We start from the raw sequence: 18369 nt of genomic DNA, 5'->3' as shown, positions 1-18369 counted from the left end.
ACAATGAGTGATGTAATGCAGATAATTACGTTGATTTCGATTTGGCTATCGCTGCTCATGTCGATGATTACTCTAAGTGGGGCAATTGCATTTTGGCTAAGGCACAGCAAGGTTTTAGTTAAAATCACACCGCTTCCTCGTTATCCTAAAGTGACGATCGTTGTCCCAGCCCATAACGAAGAATTGGTAATTAAAAATACGGCGACAGCAATTTTGAATCTTAATTATCCTAAGGATAAATTAGAAGTCTTATTTTACGCGGATAACTGTGAGGACCATACTGCTGATGTTCTAGACAGTGTTTTAGCAGAAGAAAGGTTTAAAAATCGTAACGCTAAAGTAATTAGACGAACTGGTACCGGTGGTAAGGCCGGAGTTTTAAACGATGCCTTGAAAATTGCTCACGGTGAATACCTAGGCGTTTATGATGCGGATGCCATGCCTGAAAGCAATGCGCTGTACTTTTTAGTTCGAAAAGTGTTGGAAAATCCTAAGCGTTATATGGCGGCTTTTGGTAGAAATAAAACGCGTAACGCTAAGCAGAACTTTTTAACTAGATGTATCAACCAAGAGATCGTTGTAACGCAGCGAATTCAACACTGCGGTATTTGGCAATTATTCAAAATTGGCCGAATTCCAGGTACTAATTTCATTATTAATAAAGAATATGTAGAATCAATCGGTGGCTGGCGTAATGGTGCCTTGACCGAAGATACCGATATTTCCTTTAAGATTATGGGCTCAGGCAAATTGATTGCACTGGCTTATAACTCTGAAGCTTTCCAGCAAGAACCAGAAAGATTGAAGGACTATTACTTCCAGCGTTTGCGCTGGGCTAAAGGCAACTACGAAGTGGTCATCAACAACTTCAAGCACTTGTTTGATCGAAGCAATTGGCGCGTAAAACTAGAAACGTTTTATTACTCATGTACTTTCTTCTGGTTTAATGCCGCAATTATTTTGTCTGACATTATTTTCTTAGCCAATGTGATTGCAATGATCGTCCACATTTGGCAGCCAGGAGTGCAATTGCCATTCACAATTACTTCAAGCAACATCTTGCTGGCACAGATTTTGTTGCTTAATTGGCTACTGATGATTTTGCTTTATATTTTGCAAATTTATGCGGCCATGTGTACGCAGTTTGGTCAGGCAACTACTGGGCAAATTTGGCTAGCCTTGGCCTCATATTTCTCATATTCGCAATTGTTTATCGTAGTTTCCGTTCATGCAGTATGTTCAGTTACGGCCGATAGATTGTTCCACCGTGATAGTACTAAGTGGGTTAAGACGAAGAGATTTGCCGATTAAGGAAGAAAAATGAAGAGACTAAATCATAATCATCATTTATCCCTGTATTTTATAGTTATTATCGCTATTTTTTCAGGGATTATGGCATATGTACGATTGCAAAACGGTAGCCAATTGCGCCACAATTTTTATAGACAATGGCACGAAGATTACGTTGTTAAAGTTAATAAACAAGAGAGTTTTATTGATACGACGCCAAAAACAAAAACCAGAACCGCGCTATCTGAAGGGCAAGGCTACGGCATGTATATTGCTGTTTTGTCTGCTAAAAGAAAGTGGAGCAAGAAAGAATATTTTGATCAACTGAATAATTTTTATCTCAAGCACCGCGAAACGATTAATAAAGACAAGACAGCATTAATGTCTTGGCGTGCCGTTGAAAATAATGGTCACTGGACGATTAATAAAAATAGTGCCACAGACGGTGACTTATTTATTGCCCAGGCATTATTACTAGCCAGCAAGCAGTGGCATGATGATAAGTATCAAAAAGAAGCGCATGCCATTTTGCAAGATATTTTGCGCTATGAGTACAATCCTGATACTGAAACGCTGACTGTCGGAGACTGGGCTGATTCGAAGTCCAAGTACTACAATTTAATGCGGACTTCTGATGTGATGCCGGAATTCTTCGACAACTTTTATCAAGAAACAGATGATAAGCGCTGGCTCGTGATCAAAAATACGATGCTTAAGCGACTTAACCAGCTCAGTCATCAAAATAAAACTGGCTTAGTGCCTGATTTTGCTTGGGTAAGCAAAAATGACGCCAAACCGGTTAAGCCCAAGACTATTTCAACAGAAAATGATGGCTACTATTCTGCTAATGCTTGTCGTGTTCCGATGATGTTGGCGGGATGCAATGATCGCTCAGCACAGAACACTTTAAAGAGGATGCTTAAATTCTTTAGTAAGCAAAACACCATAACAGCAGGCTATACTCTAAAAGGCAAGCCATTAAACAAGTACCAGTCTGCCAGCTTCAGTGCACCGATTTTCGATGCCGTATCGTTCAATCGAAATGAAGGCTATGACGATTTGTTCATGTCTCAGCAGTATATTTTTGCGCGTCATTTACCGCGAAATAATTATTATGATGCCGCATTGACGACAATGGCTGCTTTAGATGCTGATAAGCTATAAAAAAATCCCACAAAAGTGGGACTTTTTTTATTTTTGTTTTTATTTATTCACTTGTTCTTGCATCCCGGCAAATGCTCGTCGCAAAGCTAGGATACCGACCATTATGGCAGCTATATTTGCATCTTATTTTGATTTTTGATAACATAGTAAAAATTTTTAAACATTTTTAGCAATAAATTTTTAAGAGGAGGACAAAAAATGGGATTAAATGCATACATTCAAGGTTTTAACAGTTTAGAGTCAATCGATCGTGCACCAGGTTACTTCAAGTACCACCACCACTCAGTAGCTGATCACTGCTTCAGAACGGCTGAACTCGCACAAATGATGGGTGATATCGAAGAAGTTCACGGCAATAAGAAGATCAATTGGAAGGCCCTTTACGAAAAGAGTTTGAATCACGATTATACTGAACGTTTCATCGGTGATATTAAGACACCGGTTAAATACGCTACTCCTCAACTTAGAAAGATGATTGGTGACGTTGAAGAAACAATGACCACCAAGTTCATTAAGGATGAGATTCCAGAAGAATTTCAAGAAATTTATACTAAACGTCTCTCAGAAGGCAAAGATGATACTTTAGAGGGTAAAATTTTATCAATCTGTGATAAATTAGATTTGTTATATGAAGCTTATGGAGAAATCGAATTAGGTAATCCGAACCCGGTTTATATGCAAATGTTCAAGGAAAGTCTTGAAACGATCAAGAAGTTCGACGATTTAGTTTGCGTACAATACTTTATTAAGAAAATTTTGCCAGATCTTTTTAAAGGTGATTTCGCGGGAAAGGATAAGATGCAACGAATAGCTTTTAGCATTCTATTGTTAGGGGATGATTAGGTGAAATTTCAATGTAGTTCATGCGGGCTACGCATGGACTCTTTGCATTTTAAGCAAGAGGGGTTAATGAATCCTAAGTTGACCAGTATTTGCGACATTTGTATCACGCGCAACCTGAATCCGGAAGATTACGCAAATGATGCGGTCGCAACTTTTGCTCAAAGCTTGCTTTACACGTTTGTCGGTGCAAAGAAACAAGATCAATCAGGTTTTATTGTGAAAAATAAAAAGGACCGTAAAAAATACGAGGCCTTTTTACAAGATTATGATGGCAATGAAATCGCCCGCCAACAGATTAAAAGGTCTGATTTGAATTTGGCGGTAATTAAAAGCGAAGATGGCAAGCTTAATTATGTGCCTAACCAAGGCGTAACTTTTGAGCAAAATTTAAAGGGAATGGATTTGGAGATCAATTTCCAGTTAAACGAAGTTGATTTTATTGATCGTGAACGCATTCGGGCCAAGTATAAATACCGTTGTCAATATTGCGGCAGACGTGGCCGCAGCGTAGATCATAAGGATCCTGTTTCTCTTAGTCACAACAACAGCTTAGATAATTTAACTTTAGCTTGTGCGGAATGCAACCGAATTAAGTCGGATATGCCTTATAAGTTGTTTATTCAACTGAATGATCAAATTTCTGAGATCAATAAAAAGCTAGTTAAGTATGAAGATGCGCTGGGTACTTTGAGAGAAGAATTTGAGCATCGTCGGCGCTATTTAGCGGCTCAAGTACACCTTAAGGGTGTGATCAATGATCCTGAGCTAAATGCGATTAGAAAGCAAAATAAGAGCTTACAGGATGCCATTGATAGTTTACAAAGTGATTATGATGATTTGCGTCAAACGCGCAAGACGTATTTTGATACGGGCTGGAAATTAGCTCGCATTAAGGAAAATAAGGATATTATTTAAAACGTAAAAAAGCGCTATTTTTTGTAAACTCAATTCAAAATAGAAAATGAGTTTTAAAAAGATCATCCCCATATAGGAATGATCTTTTTAATTTTGATCTATCTAATTCGATCTTCTGGATCAAATAAATATTTGTCCCATTTAACTTCATTTTGGACAGTAGGGTGGAAGAGCAAGAATGCTAGCAACAGTTGACCAACGTAAGGAATTACGCCCAGCCACCACCAACCACCGTTAAAGCCTGCGTCGTGCAGACGACGAACAGTGTGACCTAATTGTGCTAAAAAGGCCCAAATAGCTGCTGCAATAAAGAAAATAATAAAAATGATGAAGATTACACCGATTACCTTGGCATCGCCAGAATCAAATTCAGTAACGCTGAAAGGAGCTAAAAGCATGAAAGCAAGTAGGTAACAAGCAAGTACGCCGATTGTCATGATAACATGGCTAATTGCAGTACCTACCCAGAATGAGGTTCTAGTAGATCTAGCATCCCACTTGAAGCAGTCAAAGAAGTGTTCCTTCAAGATTTGACCAATAGTTGGTATAGGAACATTACTTTTTGCGCCGTCCTCAGGATAATCTTGATCGCTGAACAAGTACTTGCCCCATTTAACCTTGTGTTGGACAGATGGCTGAAGTGCTAAGTAAAACATAAACATTGTGCCATAACCAGTGAAGGTAGCCCAGTACCAGTAGCCGCTGTAGCCAACGTCATGCAAACGACGGATCATTTGACCAAGGCCAGCTAGAAATACCCAGACATAGATAGCAATCGCAACAACAGCGTCGATTACTCTGATACCTGGATTAAGGCCCTCATTGAAAGCATAGAAGCCAACTACAATAGCTAAAATGGCAATAATGAAGTTGGTTAAGACGCTCCACCAGTAGGACTTACGAGTGGTTCTTGCGCTCCAATCGAAGGGATGCAAGTAGGTTTCGTTTAAAATTTGACCAAAACTTTCTGCTGGTGGTTTTGGTAAATCTTCATCATACGATTTGACGAAGTAATACACTCTTTCATTCATAAATATTCCTCCAATTAATTTTTTATTAATTATAAACTAAAAAAGCAGGGAAGTAATCAAACTTCTCTGCTTTTAAAATTTTAAAAGTCCATTTTTCTGAAGTTACTCAGGAACTTTTGTGTCTTTTCATTCTTTGGATGATCAAAGATTTGATCAGGTGAACCTTGTTCAGTAATGATACCGTCACTGATGAACAATACACGGTCTGAAATGCTCTTGGCAAAGCCCATTTCGTGGGTAACGATCACCATCGTCAAACCGGTTGTAGCAAGCTTTTGCATAACGTCTAATACTTCGCCAACCATTTCTGGGTCAAGGGCACTAGTTGGTTCGTCGAACAATAAAACTTCTGGATTCATTGAAATCGCACGGGCAATAGCAACACGCTGTTGTTGACCACCAGATAATTGTTGTGGTTTAGCCTTGATAAATGGATCCATACCAACCTTTTTAAGGTTCTCCATAGCAATCTTACGTGCTTCGTCTTTTGAACGCTTGAGGACCAATTCTTGGCCGATCATGCAGTTTTCCAAAACATTCTTGTTTTCGAATAAGTCGAATTGCTGGAATACCATGCCGACCTTGGATCTAAAGGTATTACGGTTGTAACCAGGTGCCAAAATGTTTTCATCGTGGAAATCGATCTCGCCACCAGTAGGTTCTTCGAGCAAGTTGATGCAGCGAAGGGTAGTAGACTTACCACCACCGGAAGGACCAATGATGGTCACGATCTCGCCTTTGTTGATATCGAAAGAAATGTCCTTCAATACCTTGTGAGCCCCATAGGACTTTTGCATATGCTTTAAACTTAAAATTACTTCGTTTGATTCAGTCATTAATTGTTTGCCTCCGCATCTTTTGGAGTACCAACTTGAACTTGGTTAGCCATCAAGTTGTAGTTCTTTTTACCTTCAAGTTTCTTTTCAATAAAGTTGAAGATTCTGGTAATAGTAAATGTCAAAATTAAGTAGATTGCCGAAATCATTAAGTAAGTTGGGAAGAACTTGAATGATTGACTGGCAATAGTAGTACCAACGAAGAACAATTCAGAAACTGAGATGATACTCAATACTGAAGTATCCTTGATGTTAACGATAAATTCGTTGGTGATTGATGGTAAACAGTTTCTAATAGCTTGAGGCAAGATGATATGCCACATTCTTTGGTTGTGAGTCATACCAAGTGCACTAGCTGCTTCAAATTGTCCTTCTGGAGTAGAAATAATACCACCACGGATAACTTCGGCAAGGTAGGCACCAGTATTGATTGAAACAATGATTAAAGCGGCAATAGTTCTGTTTAAGTTTAAGTGCCAGAATTGAGCAATACCGTAGTAAATTACAGCGGCCTGAACCATCATTGGAGTACCACGGAAAATTTCAACGTAAACTGATAATAACCATTTTACGAAGTTTAAAGCCCAACGCTTACCGCGAGTAGTTGGGGTAGGGATGGTACGAACGATACCTACAAGCAAACCGATAAAGAAACCAACAATAGTACCAACTAAGGCTAAAAGTAAAGTCATACCAATACCGGACATGATCATGCCGCCGTATTGCTTCCAAGTAGTTACTAACCAGTTTTCCTTCTTAGTTTGGTTACCAGCCTTAGGTTGTTCCTTAACGGCTTGTGACATCAATTGTTCACGCTTTTTGTTAGAAATAGTTCTTAAAGTAGCGTTAACTTCGTTAAGTAATTTAGTGTTGCCCTTTTTAACACCAATACTAGTTACGGAATCATCATGATCAACGTGGAAACCAGCCATCTTGTTCAAGTTAACGGCAATGATGTTAGGGTTAACGCTGTGGTAACTTTCGAATTCGATGTCTTCTGCAACATAACCATCGATGGTACCAGAAGCTAAACTTTGACGCATGGCTGAGAAGTCACGCATAGCTGGTTCACGCTTAGCACCCTTTAATTGCTTGATTAAATCGTAGTGCAAAGTACCTTGTTGAGCAGTTAACTTAGCACCCTTAAAATCAGATAATTTCTTAGCATTTGAGTATTTACTTGCTTTATTGGTAATAACAACGAAAGTACTCTTTCTGTATGGCTCTGAAAAGTTGATAGCCTTACGTCTTTCAGCAGTAGGACTCATACCAGCGATGATTAAATCAATTTTGCCGGAAGTTAAAGCAGGTAATAAACCATCCCATTGAGTCTTTTCAACCACAACTTTTTTGTGAAGTCTCTTACCAATAATTTTGGCGATTTGAACGTCATAACCATTTGCATAAGAATTTGAGCCATCAATTGGCACAGCACCGTTTGTCTTCTTAGGTTGAGTCCAATTGTATGGTGGATAGTTAGCTTCCATACCTATTTTTAATACGCTGGAATCTTTTTTAGCAGCTTGAGTCTCGCGGCTGTTAAAGCTGAATCCAATAAATAAACCGATCAGGATTGTTAGTAATGCTGCAATCCATCTAAATCTTGACTTCAATGAAAAACCCTCCAATGTTTTCAACATAAAGCCAATACAATAAAGCGTAAATAAAAACCTCGGTGCTTCATCAGCAACGAGGTCATAATCATCAGTATTAAAACCAAATCTTATAGCGCTCCCTGGGGACTAACCAGGACAGTCTATAGAATATTGTTCTATAGCCCAACAGATCAACACGCGAATGTTAAATCCATTTCGGCGGCAGCCCTAAGATAACCTTCATTGTCTTCGCGGACTCTGAATTATCTTGTGGTTGTCGCAACCTCTATTGCATTGGAAAATTATTTAACTATGGAAAGATAATAAAAGAAAAATTAAAATATGTCAAGTCCATCCATTATTTTTAGCATAATTTCTCTTTTTCATATCTGAAACGTAAGGATTTCCAGCTACGTAATAACGTAGTTTTTTATTAGCCCAAATAGGATCAGATTGATTAATACCCACGCGTTTATCTGCAATAATCTCTTGGGCAGGTTTTCTGTGTTTGTCTTCAAGATCAATTATAAATGGAGAATCAGAAAGAAAATGCAAATTCCAATTCTTGTCGTGTATTCCAAAAGCCTGCATCATTTTGGCTGGGCCATTAGTAAGCAAAACGCCGCTTTTGCCGTTTCTGTTTTTAATCATAGTATCAATTCCCCAAACAGGTTCAATTGCTCTGATAAGAATCCCTTGTGGTTCATTTTCTTCTTGACAGGCAACATCAAAAAAGAAATATTGTCTTTGTGCGTAGATATAAATGGTGCCGCCGCGGCGGTAAAGTCCTTCGTTAGCGGGACTGCGATGACCGCCATAAGAGTGGGCTGCACGATCATCTTTGCCCATGTACGCTTCAGCCTCGACAATATAGCCACCTAATTTTTCTTTTCCCTCATTATAAATAAGAGGTCGTCCAATTAAATCGTGTGTAATTTCATCAGTTGGACGATTAGTAAAGTAATTTGTGTAGTTCATTTAACGCCTTTCTGGTTTAAATTTTTTAATCTTAGTTATAGACTAATCTAAAAGAGAGGATTCTTTCAAATGAGTGAAATAAAATTAGTAAGAATTTATGATCATGAGCAACCTGCTGGCTATAGAATATTAGTTGATCGTATGTGGCCACGAGGAATAAGCAAAGTTAAAGCGGCCCTGGATGAATGGGATAAGCAGATTGGACCGACAAATGATTTAAGAAAATGGTTTAATCATGAGGATGAGAAGTTCCCGGAATTTGAACAAAAGTATATTACAGAATTAGATGCCAATGATTTTATGCCTGAGTTTATCAAAACTGTACAAGAGAAATTGAAAATAGGTGATGTACTCTTTCTTTATGGGGCTAAAAATAGGGAACATAATCAAGCGGTTGTTTTGAAGAAATATGTAGAAAAGAAATTGAAGTAAATAAAGAAGCTTATCATAACAGATAAGCTTTTTTATTTTAAATATGCTTATGTCCATGACGTTTAACACGCCAGAAGTGGAAAAGAATAGTCAAAGTTAAAATAGTAAAAACAATGATGGCGAAAACCATGTTTGGTAATTCAAAACGAAGAGGTGGAAGTGCTAAAAGTAATTTTAAGGCGATAATCCCAATTAATAGATAAGCCATTGGCTGTAATTCAGGGATGATATCCATTAATTTAATAATTATTTCGGCAACCCCTCTCATGCAGAGAATACCGATCATTCCACCGATTAAAACTACGACAGGATTACTTGAGACAGCTAATGCCGCCAGAACTGAGTCGATAGAAAATACGATATCCATGGATTCAATTGAGATAACCGTTCGCCAGAATAAAGACAAAACGTGTTTCTTCTTTTTCTTTCCTTTATGGTGAGCGGCCTCACGCTCTTCCTTTTCTTTTTCACGTTCAGCGGCTTGTTTAGGGTGACGCTGATCATAGAAAAACTTAAAAGCTAGGTAGAATAAATAAATACTACCAGCTAATTTAATTTCCCAAAAATGAATTAAATATGTTCCAATTCCGATAACAATAAAGCGGAAAAGGTAGGCACCCCATAAACCATATAATAATGATTTTTCCTTTTCTGCTTTTGTAGGCAACACTTGTGTTTGTGCTGCTAAAACTACGGCATTGTCAACGGAAAGCAAACATTCCATTAAAATCAGGGTTAGGATAATCATCCAATCTTTACCACTGGTTAAAACATGAGCCCAGTTGCCTAGGTCAAAAAATGGGGCATACATTTTAAAGATTGCCATGCATATGACTCTTTTCTAAATCAATTAACCTAACTTTTTCTTTTTGTCCTAGACGATAAGTTCCCACTTGATTATTGGAGAGAATAACTCTGTGGTCTGGAATAAAAATCAAAACAGGATTTAACGCTACCGCATGTGCTACTGCGCGTGCAGAAGTAGCGTTAGGTAATGATGTTGCAATATCACCGTAACTGGCTGTAAAACCATATGGAAGATTTTGCACAACTTGTAATGTTTTTCTTTGGAATTCAGTGCCAAATTCAGAAATATCAATCGGAACATCAAACTTTTTTCTTGTTCCAGCGAAATATTCTTTTAATTGTTCAATATATGGAGCTAATTTTTTAGGATCATGTACAAGCATTCGGTGAGGATAAAAGCTAAAAATGGGAGAAACGCTTTTGTCACCTTTGAGCCCTACGTAAGTCAAACCAAATATGGAAGCTGTTAAAAAGTAAGTCCATGGTTTGATCGTCACATAATCATAATAAAAAACCTCTGCCATATTTTCACCACCTACATAAATTTTCACTTTGAAAATATTAAATGTTATATTAATTCAATATTTTAAATACATCAAGAGCGTCACCAATAATTTGTTTAATTCCTGATGCAGGAATCTTAGTTTTGTTAATGGAAAAAATCTTTGCTTTCTCATTGCGATAGGCCAAAAGTTGAGCAAATGGATAAACTACAAAACTTGTCCCACAAATAATAACTAAATCAGATTTTTGCATAATTTCAACGGATTTAGTTAAAGTTTCAGGCTTAATTGATTCACCATATAGTACTATGTCTGGTCGAATAATGCCACCGCAATTTTGATGGATGTAATTTTGAGAATATTTTTCGTAAGAAATTGAATGGTGACATTTAGTACAATATATATTATATAGATTTCCATGAAACTCTGTCACGTGTTTATTTCCGGCTTTCGTATCCAAACAATCAATATTTTGGGTAATAAGATCACCTTTTTGATTGCAAATTTGAGCGATTTTTTGGTGGATTAGGTTGGGTTTAGCGTCTGGGAAATACATATTATTCATTACAAATTGGTAGAAAAATTCTGGACGGTTGTAAAGAGTGCTTTCACTAAGAATATTTTCCGGACTTTCTTGCACGCCGTTATAAATCCCATTTTTTGAACGATAATCAGGAATGCCTGAATGAGTTGAGACACCTGCGCCGGTTAAAAAAACGATGTGGTTTGCTTTATCAATTTCTTGTTGCAATTCTATTAAATCAGATTTTTTCATAGTTTATGCCTCTGTTCTATAATCTGTTTGTTTAATTATGAATCCTGTCTTTGTTATAATTAAAAGAAATAAATTTTTTGAGGGGATTTTTATGGCTTATATGTCTTATTTTTACATTGTAGTTAATATATTGATGCTAGCTTATGCTTGCTACAGTTGGTATTGGCAAGCTAAAGTAGAATTTCGTGGACACTATCGTATCTCCTCAATCGTTTGGGCAATTATTTTTATTTGGTTAGGTTTTACCTGGAACTACATTGAAAAAGGTGATCCAGGTTTAAACGTATTTTTAGCCTTATTCTTGTTAATTAGCATAGTTGATGGTTTTTCAGGTTTTAGTCCTAAAAAAATGGTGGTTTCAGGTTACTTTAAGCGAACGGTTAAGTACGATGAAATCTCTAGTGTCACATTAATTAATGTCCCTAATCCTAAAAAGCCATTAGTAATGGCCATTTTTAGAACTAACAATAATAAGGCATATATGATGCGGTTTCGGATTCAAGCTAACGAAGTTATTGCCGCATTGCAAAAATATATAGGTAAAAATATTCCCGTTGAAATCCAATCATAAGATTGGGGAAAGCATCCGTGAAAAACTTTGCAAGGTTCGTAATATACGACCTTGCTTTTTTATTTCCTCGTGAGTAAGCAAGTGAGATTTTTTCATATCTGCTTCAAAAACTTCGATCATTTTTTTAGTAAATTTTTTATCATAGAAAATGGCATTGTCTTCAAAGTTAAGATCATATGAACGATAATCTTGATTCATCGAACCAACGGTAGAAAAATAATCATCGATGATAGTAGTCTTCGCATGTAAGAAGCCGTCTTCATAAATATAAATTTTTACGCCGCAGCGTGTAAGCTCATTGGCATACCATTGAGAAGCCCGGTAAATAAAAGGGTGATCGGGCTTGCACGGGATCATGATTCTCACATCGACACCAGACATAGCGATAGTTTGCCATGTGGCAAAGACGGCATCGTCAGGAATTAAGTAAGGTGTTTGAATCCATAATCTTTTTCTCGCTAGCTGCATTAAGCGCATCATACCGTTACGCATATAGGGAATATAACGGTCAGGGCCATCAGAAATGATCTGTGTAGCAACATCTCCGCGATGGATCTTTTTTTCATCAAGATCAGGGAAAAGCGTATCGTTAAAGCGAATAATTTGTTCAGGACGTTTGATAGAAGCGTTCCAGTCCATCACGAATCGCTCTTGCAATAACAAAGAAGCAGAGCCGACGATGCGCACCTGACTATCACGCCAATGACCAAATTTCTTTTTCCTTCCTAAGTATTGATCACCGATATTGAAGCCACCAGTCCAGGAAATACGCCCATCGATTACAACAATCTTACGGTGCAAATGATAGTTAATTCGATATCTAGTGATCATATTTCTGGAAGTAATAAAAGGCAAAACCTCTCCGCCGGCTTTGCGTAATTGATCAAACCAGGCCTTGGTTGCACCCATTGATCCCCAGGCATCATAGATAACTCGTACTTTTACACCTTGTTTAGCCTTTTGGATTAAAAGTTGTAAAACGCGGTTACCAATATTGTCGCTATAAAAAGTATAAAACTCTACATTGATAGTTTCCTTTGCTCGAACTATGTCTTTGAGCAAATCATGAAAGAAGGTTTCACCCTCAGTATAGAGTTCCACGTTGTTGTTTTTGGTGAGAGGCGATTCATTATTGCGGTTAAAAAAATGAATCGCGATTTCGCCTAATTTAGAAGTGTCAGAGGGGCTGACTTCTTTGGGTGCTTTGGCAATTGATTTTTGAACGTTGCGTAAGCCAATGTGGTGTTGCTTATTAATTGAAAAAATATTTTCCTGGGAAATACCCCGGCCGAAAAATGCATAAAGAGTAAGACCAACTACTGGAAAAATAAGCAAAATAATTAACCAGGCCCAAGTTGTAGAAACTGATCGCCTTCGGTGGAAAACGATGTAAAAAGCAAGGAGTGTGTTAGTAATAAAGATAATTCTGATAAAATCATGCCACCAGACCATGTTCTTCCTCCCAAATACAGTCTATTTTTTTAAATTGAGAAATTTATCAACAATATCAATAACGAATGGATTATCATGCATCCAACTATGTTCTGCATCATTTTTGCCGCGAACTTCTACTTCTTGGTAGAAATGTGCTTTAGGAGCCAAAATGTAGCGGATGCTTTTAGCTGAAACTACAGAAATAAATTTATCAGTGTTAGTGTTATCAAGAACATTGCCGTAGATATTTAGCACTGAAATATTTGAATTGAATTTTCGGCGATTAAAAAGCAAATATAAATAATGAGGATTCATGACACTAGGACGGCCATTTTCATTAAGAATATTTACGTTAGGAATATCGCCTAGATAAGTAACACCGTCAAAGGGGCCGGCAATTAACGCACATTTAATTAAATGAGGGAAAGTTTTACTAGAGGCATGCTTCATTTCCGTTCTAATGATGCAAGGACAGGCTAAGGAGTGAGCTACAGCAATATAATTTTTGAAGTGATATTTTTTAGAAAGAAAGGGTAAAACAAAGCTAAGATAATAATCAATGCCGTAAATTCCCACAATTCTTTGACGAAAGGCAACCTGTACAATAGGATGCTCATCGCCGGACCAAGTACCTTCTAATTTGAAGTTGCCTAATAAATCAACCGTAACCTTTAAAAATTTATCGGTTCTCTTATCATGCATTGCTTGATGAACCATTACATTAGTAGTGTAATCTCCACCGCGAAAGCCATGGAAGTAAATAATAGGAACTTGCTTTACTGAACTTTCTTGAATTACTGCCTTGTTTTCGATGTGTCGTTTGCGTAACTTGAGAAAGATACGTGTAGGGGCAAAGGAAGCAAGCAGACCTAATGAGATCATGTTAAACATGCTGGGTTCTTGTTTTAGATCATATTTATGGTTCTTTTCAGCCTCTTCGGCATATTTTTTGGAGTTAAAGAACATTTTTGCCACCTTCTTACATAATTCCCTATAATGAATAATAATTATATTTTAACATTGGGTAGAGATTTTTTGTTTTTGAGGTGAATCATGAAGTTTTATGCTGTAAAAAATGGTCGTGTACCAGGCGTCTACCGCACGTGGGATGATGCAAAAAAGCAGGTAGATGGTTTTTCCGGAGCAGAGTATAAGTCATTTGAAAATATTACTGATGCGACTGACTATCTAGGTTTAAACAATGGGACTCAGGGAGATATTTTGCAAAAGGGTGAAGATACCTTGCAAAATGCCATTGCCAAGATTAAACAAGAAAGTAATAGAGTAAAAAATAAGCCACAAGCTAAAAAAGTAACGGCGCATTCAACCGTAGAGTTTTTTGCAGTGACTTATACTGATGGCGGTACTCGTAATACAGGCGTATATAAGGGCGGCCATGTTAAGAAAACTGATAAAGCAGCGTGGGCTTATTTGATTGAATGGGATGATCAAGAAGTTCATGATTCAGGCGGTGAATATGGTGCAACTAACAATAAGATGGAACAGACTGCTTTGATTAATGCTTTGAAAAAACTAATTGAGCTTGGCTTTAATGAAAAGCATTTATTGTTTGTGCTAGATTCTAAGTATGTTTTAAATGCAATTAATCAGCACTGGTTAGCCGGTTGGAAGAAACGCGGTTGGAAGCGTTCTGGCGGACCTTTAAAAAATGTGGCAGAATGGCAAGAACTTGATCGTTTGCTTAAGCATTTCCCAGATAGTACATTTGAATGGACTAAAGGCCACGCCAATAATCGAGGCAATGAATTTGTGGATCATGAATTAAATCGCTATATGGACAATAAAATGTAAAAAGCATAAAAAAATACCTGATTTCAAAAAATCAGGTATTTTTGTTTACTTAAACAAACCACTGAAGAAATTGACAATGCTATCCCAAATTTGTTGGAAAAGATTGCGGTTTTCAGGAGTGTTGAATTTATTGAAGATGTTCTTAGCACCATTTTCAATTTGGTTAGAAAGCTTAGCAGCTTGGCCTTTAAAATCTCCATTCTTTAAAGCACCAGAATCACGAATTTCAATTAACAAATTAATAATTTGATTCTTTTGATTGTTGTTAATGGTGTTGCCTAAGTGATTAATATTAATTTGATTATTCACAATATCACGAATTTGGCTGTCAGAAATATTTTGTCCTTGTTTAGCCATTTCTGATTTGGCGCCAGCAACCGCATTGTTCAATTGAGCATCAGAATAACCTTTTTTGCCCTTGTTGTCTTGGGTAATGCCACTCAAAGTATTCATTTCATCTTGAGCTGCATTAACTTGTTTTTGATTTAAAGCATTACCGTTTTTAGCATATGCGGCATAAACACCGGCTAAAGCACCAGAACCATCAATCGGAATAGCACTGGTTACATAAATATTAGCATCAGTAATTCCTGCGGTTAAAGCTGCATTTTTGTATTGGTTAGCGGTAATAGTTGTGATATTGTTTTTACCGTTATAGTCTAAAATTTTAACGTTGATTCCAGAGCCACTATTTGTTTTTTGAATCATTGCACTGGACCAAACACCAGATGAAGTGGTGAAATTATCGCCAGATGGGTTTAAATATTTAACTAGGTCTGAACCAGTAACTGTAATGGTTTGATAATTGCCGCCATTTAATGGAGCAGTTAAAGTTTTCAGAGTACCTTGTTTTTGTGATTCGGTTAAAGATGTTCCCAGAGTGACCACTGGGGTGTCGTCGTCAGCGAGTACTGTCTGTTTTTTGCCAAAAGAAAGTATCGCGACAACGCTAAGCAAAATTGCCGTAATTAATGTAAGTGATTTTTTCATGATTAATCTTCTTCCTCTTCATCGAAAATATATTCTGTTTAATACGCCTCATTATACTAGAAATTTTTAAAAATTTAATAGGAGCATATTCTAAAACTTTCTTAATTTCGAACTGATTCTTAAAGATGATATAATAAGTAGCAATAAAGGGGGACATTATGTTACAAGTGCCAAAGTTAACTATTATTATGCCGGTTTATAATACGGCACAATACTTGCCACGTGCTTTCGATGCTTTGCTTAAGCAAGTTAATAAAGCATTTAAGCTAATTGTGGTTGATGATGGCTCAACTGACAATTCGGTTGAGGTAGCGCAAAGCTATGCCTCCCGTTTTCCATATTTCAAATTAATTCAAAAGGAAAATGGAGGGCCTTCTGACGCACGTAATGTTGGTATAAAGTATATCGACACGCCATATGTCACCTTTCATGATGGCGATGATTGGGTAGATCCAGGCTATACTGCATTCTTTATTAGTGCCTTTGAAGAACATCCAAATGTAAATCTTGTATCATGCGGTTATTGGATTGATTACCCTGATAAAAAAGAACGTGTTGTTGGCCACCCAGAAGGTGGATTTTTAACACGTGGTGAAACTTACCTTAAATTAACTAATGTATTTGGTTCACCAATGAAGGGATATAGCTGGAACAAAGCTTATAAAACAGCGATTATCAATAAATATCACTTAAGATTTGATCGTGATATCTCTTTATTAGAGGATCAGATTTTTAACGTTAAATATACTTCAGTAGCTAGAGGTGTGTACTATACTCAAAAGCCGTATTATCATTATTGGCAAAGAAAAGGCAGTATTATTCACCAACCTAACTTTAAGAAGGTAGCGGATAATTTTCGCGGTAATTATCGTGTATGGCACAAGATCATTAAAACTATTATGAAAGATCGTGAAGAAGAAAAGATTCGTAAAAAGCTAGATCGTTCAGCCTTGCGTGATAGTGACGCTCAATAAGAGAGGTTTTTATGAAAGAAAAAGTTAATGGCATCGAATTTTATTATCATAAACTAGGCAAAGGGGCACCTTTGCTTCTTTTACATGGTCACCATCTAGATGGGGGCATGTTTGATAAAATCGTTGCCCCACTTTCTCTTTATTACACGGTTTATGTACTCGATATGCGTGGTCATGGATTAAGTGAAGGTGATATTGCGGAACACTATCATACTGAAGTGGAAGACGTTTATGCCTTTATTAAGCAAGTAGGCATCGAAGGATGTTACTGCTTCGGTTTTGATGCAGGTGGATTAGTTGCGATGATGCTAGCTAGAAAATATCCAACAATTTTTAAGAAAATGATTGTTGCTGGGGTATTTGTTAATGGTGCCGGCATTCGTCCATACCACTACTTAACTGAAGGGTTTCACCGCTTTTTGAAGCTTGATCGTGATAGTCGTGTCGAATTAACCGAGTCCTTTATCTCTGTTGATGATTTGAAGAAAATCACGATACCAACACTTTGTGTAGTTGGAGAAAGAGATTGGGTTAAGGTGGAACACGTTCGCTGGTATAGTCAATTTATGCCCAATGCGAGATTAGTTATTATGCCACGTCAAACACACGATAGCTATGCAGTGCGTAGCCTTAAGCTATTAGATTTGATTAAAGAATTTTGTAAATAATTAAAAAGGAGAAAAATTATGGTTAAAGTTGTAGTACTTGGTGCTCACGGACAAGTAGCCCAAATTGCTGAAAGATTTTTGTTTGCAGATAAAGAAGTTCAACCTTCATTATTTTTACGTAATGCTAAGCGTATGGAAGATAAAAAGAATCAAGCTACAATCTTTGAAGGCAGCGCAACTGATGCCGCACAACTTGAAAAAGCTATGAAGGGCCAAGACATTGTTTACGCTAACTTAGGCGGCAAAGATGATATTGATCTTGAAGCAGAAGCCGTTATTGAAGCAATGAAGAATGCCCGCGTTAAGAGATTGATTTGGATTTCTACTTTGGGCATTTATGATGAAGTTCCAGGCAAGTTTGGTGAATGGAACAAGGAAACTTTAGGTGACTACATTACTGAATATGCCAAGGCTGCTAAGAGAATTGAAGAATCTGGCTTAGACTACACCATTATTCGTCCAACTTGGATGGACAATAAAGATGAAGTAGATTATGAAAAGTCTAAGAAGGGTGAACCAATCAAGGATACTGAAGTATCACGTAAGTCAGTTGCCGCATATGTTTATCATTTGATCAAGAATCCTAAAGAAGACGTTGGCGAATCAATTGGCTTAGGTAAGCCAGGTACTGAAGGAGATAAGCCTAGCTGGTATTAAAAATGTGGATCATTTTAATGAAAAACGCCCGAAAATCCCCGTATTTTAATGCGGGGATGGATAGGGCCAAGCTGACCTAGCAGTCAGCTTTTTT

20 protein-coding genes and 1 riboswitch are annotated in these 18369 nt (G+C 37.3%); of the genes, 10 read left to right on the top strand and 10 right to left on the bottom strand.

Annotated features, from left to right (window positions below; translation table 11 throughout):
- Positions 1-3 precede the first annotated feature (3 nt).
- The 4 genes from CP355_RS03165 to CP355_RS03150 all read left to right on the top strand — a co-directional run bounded on the left by CP355_RS03165 (position 4) and on the right by CP355_RS03150 (position 4212).
- Entirely contained in the window at positions 4-1311 is a 1308-nt protein-coding gene (locus CP355_RS03165) for a glycosyltransferase family 2 protein (RefSeq protein ID WP_098043872.1), read from the top strand.
- A gap of 9 nt (positions 1312-1320) precedes the next feature.
- On the top strand, positions 1321-2454 hold the full coding sequence (locus CP355_RS03160; RefSeq protein WP_199161205.1) for a glycosyl hydrolase family 8: 1134 nt from the start codon (positions 1321-1323) through the stop codon (positions 2452-2454).
- A gap of 198 nt (positions 2455-2652) precedes the next feature.
- Positions 2653-3297 carry a YfbR-like 5'-deoxynucleotidase gene (locus CP355_RS03155; protein WP_013436958.1) on the top strand — a complete coding sequence of 215 codons (645 nt, stop codon included), beginning with the start codon at positions 2653-2655 and terminating at the stop codon, positions 3295-3297.
- Positions 3298-4212 carry an HNH endonuclease gene (locus CP355_RS03150; RefSeq protein WP_087176625.1) on the top strand — a complete coding sequence of 305 codons (915 nt, stop codon included), beginning with the start codon at positions 3298-3300 and terminating at the stop codon, positions 4210-4212.
- A 98-nt stretch (positions 4213-4310) separates the two neighbouring features.
- Here CP355_RS03150 and CP355_RS03145 read toward each other — a convergent pair whose 3' ends face one another.
- The 4 genes from CP355_RS03145 to CP355_RS03130 form a co-directional block, all read right to left on the bottom strand.
- On the bottom strand, positions 4311-5243 hold the full coding sequence (locus CP355_RS03145) for a DUF805 domain-containing protein (protein ID WP_098043871.1): 933 nt from the start codon (positions 5241-5243) through the stop codon (positions 4311-4313).
- An 80-nt stretch (positions 5244-5323) separates the two neighbouring features.
- Positions 5324-6079, bottom strand: coding sequence for an amino acid ABC transporter ATP-binding protein (locus CP355_RS03140; RefSeq protein ID WP_098036530.1), 756 nt, complete (start codon positions 6077-6079; stop codon positions 5324-5326).
- Complete coding sequence (locus CP355_RS03135) at positions 6079-7692, bottom strand: ABC transporter substrate-binding protein/permease (RefSeq protein ID WP_098043870.1); 1614 nt, start codon at positions 7690-7692, stop codon at positions 6079-6081. The genes CP355_RS03140 and CP355_RS03135 overlap by 1 nt, the downstream gene beginning before the upstream one ends.
- A 105-nt stretch (positions 7693-7797) precedes the next feature.
- Positions 7798-7971, bottom strand: a riboswitch (Lysine riboswitch).
- 48 nt (positions 7972-8019) lie between these two features.
- Positions 8020-8652: a DNA-3-methyladenine glycosylase gene (locus CP355_RS03130; protein WP_087176622.1), complete on the bottom strand. Its 633-nt coding sequence runs from the start codon at positions 8650-8652 to the stop codon at positions 8020-8022.
- Between the two features lie 69 nt (positions 8653-8721).
- Between CP355_RS03130 and CP355_RS03125 the strand changes: the two genes are divergently transcribed.
- Positions 8722-9084, top strand: coding sequence for a DUF488 domain-containing protein (locus tag CP355_RS03125; RefSeq protein ID WP_087176621.1), 363 nt, complete (start codon positions 8722-8724; stop codon positions 9082-9084).
- A gap of 37 nt (positions 9085-9121) precedes the next feature.
- On the opposite strand, the gene CP355_RS03120 is transcribed toward CP355_RS03125, so the two are convergent.
- The 3 genes from CP355_RS03120 to CP355_RS03110 are packed head-to-tail and all read right to left on the bottom strand — an operon-like array spanning position 9122 to position 11169.
- Complete coding sequence (locus CP355_RS03120) at positions 9122-9910, bottom strand: TerC family protein (protein WP_025005608.1); 789 nt, start codon at positions 9908-9910, stop codon at positions 9122-9124.
- On the bottom strand, positions 9897-10415 hold the full coding sequence (locus CP355_RS03115) for a methylated-DNA--[protein]-cysteine S-methyltransferase (protein WP_025005607.1): 519 nt from the start codon (positions 10413-10415) through the stop codon (positions 9897-9899). The genes CP355_RS03120 and CP355_RS03115 overlap by 14 nt, the downstream gene beginning before the upstream one ends.
- Before the next feature lie 49 nt (positions 10416-10464).
- Entirely contained in the window at positions 10465-11169 is a 705-nt protein-coding gene (locus tag CP355_RS03110; protein WP_098043869.1) for an NAD-dependent protein deacylase, read from the bottom strand.
- A gap of 91 nt (positions 11170-11260) precedes the next feature.
- Here CP355_RS03110 and CP355_RS03105 point away from each other — a divergent pair, with 91 nt between their 5' ends.
- A complete protein-coding gene (locus CP355_RS03105; protein ID WP_098043868.1) occupies positions 11261-11740 on the top strand; it encodes a hypothetical protein in 480 nt (159 codons plus the stop codon).
- Here the strand turns inward: CP355_RS03105 and cls are convergent.
- Both cls and CP355_RS03095 read right to left on the bottom strand, forming a co-directional pair.
- Complete coding sequence (gene cls, locus CP355_RS03100; RefSeq protein ID WP_087176617.1) at positions 11735-13192, bottom strand: cardiolipin synthase; 1458 nt, start codon at positions 13190-13192, stop codon at positions 11735-11737. The two genes, CP355_RS03105 and cls, sit on opposite strands and share 6 nt — an antisense overlap.
- A gap of 21 nt (positions 13193-13213) precedes the next feature.
- The gene (locus CP355_RS03095; RefSeq protein ID WP_098043867.1) at positions 13214-14140 is read right to left on the bottom strand and encodes an alpha/beta hydrolase; all 927 of its coding nucleotides are present in this window, start codon (positions 14138-14140) and stop codon (positions 13214-13216) included.
- Between the two features lie 87 nt (positions 14141-14227).
- Here CP355_RS03095 and CP355_RS03090 point away from each other — a divergent pair, with 87 nt between their 5' ends.
- A complete protein-coding gene (locus CP355_RS03090) occupies positions 14228-14986 on the top strand; it encodes a ribonuclease H family protein (protein ID WP_087176616.1) in 759 nt (252 codons plus the stop codon).
- Positions 14987-15031: 45 nt separating this feature from the next.
- On the opposite strand, the gene CP355_RS03085 is transcribed toward CP355_RS03090, so the two are convergent.
- The gene (locus tag CP355_RS03085) at positions 15032-15976 is read right to left on the bottom strand and encodes a DUF1002 domain-containing protein (protein WP_025005601.1); all 945 of its coding nucleotides are present in this window, start codon (positions 15974-15976) and stop codon (positions 15032-15034) included.
- 158 nt (positions 15977-16134) lie between these two features.
- Here CP355_RS03085 and CP355_RS03080 point away from each other — a divergent pair, with 158 nt between their 5' ends.
- From CP355_RS03080 to CP355_RS03070, 3 genes are read left to right on the top strand one after another with little or no spacing between them, the layout of a single operon-like run.
- Positions 16135-16950, top strand: a complete 816-nt coding sequence (locus CP355_RS03080) for a glycosyltransferase family 2 protein (RefSeq protein WP_098043866.1) — start codon at positions 16135-16137, stop codon at positions 16948-16950.
- Positions 16951-16961: 11 nt separating this feature from the next.
- Entirely contained in the window at positions 16962-17618 is a 657-nt protein-coding gene (locus CP355_RS03075) for an alpha/beta fold hydrolase (RefSeq protein ID WP_025005599.1), read from the top strand.
- An 18-nt stretch (positions 17619-17636) separates the two neighbouring features.
- Positions 17637-18275, top strand: a complete 639-nt coding sequence (locus tag CP355_RS03070; RefSeq protein WP_087176613.1) for an NAD(P)H-binding protein — start codon at positions 17637-17639, stop codon at positions 18273-18275.
- Positions 18276-18369 lie beyond the last annotated feature (94 nt).

This window comes from Lactobacillus sp. UMNPBX4 (assembly GCF_002554115.1).
Taxonomy (GTDB): domain Bacteria; phylum Bacillota; class Bacilli; order Lactobacillales; family Lactobacillaceae; genus Lactobacillus; species Lactobacillus gallinarum.
This window is presented reverse-complemented; position numbering and strand designations above follow the sequence as displayed.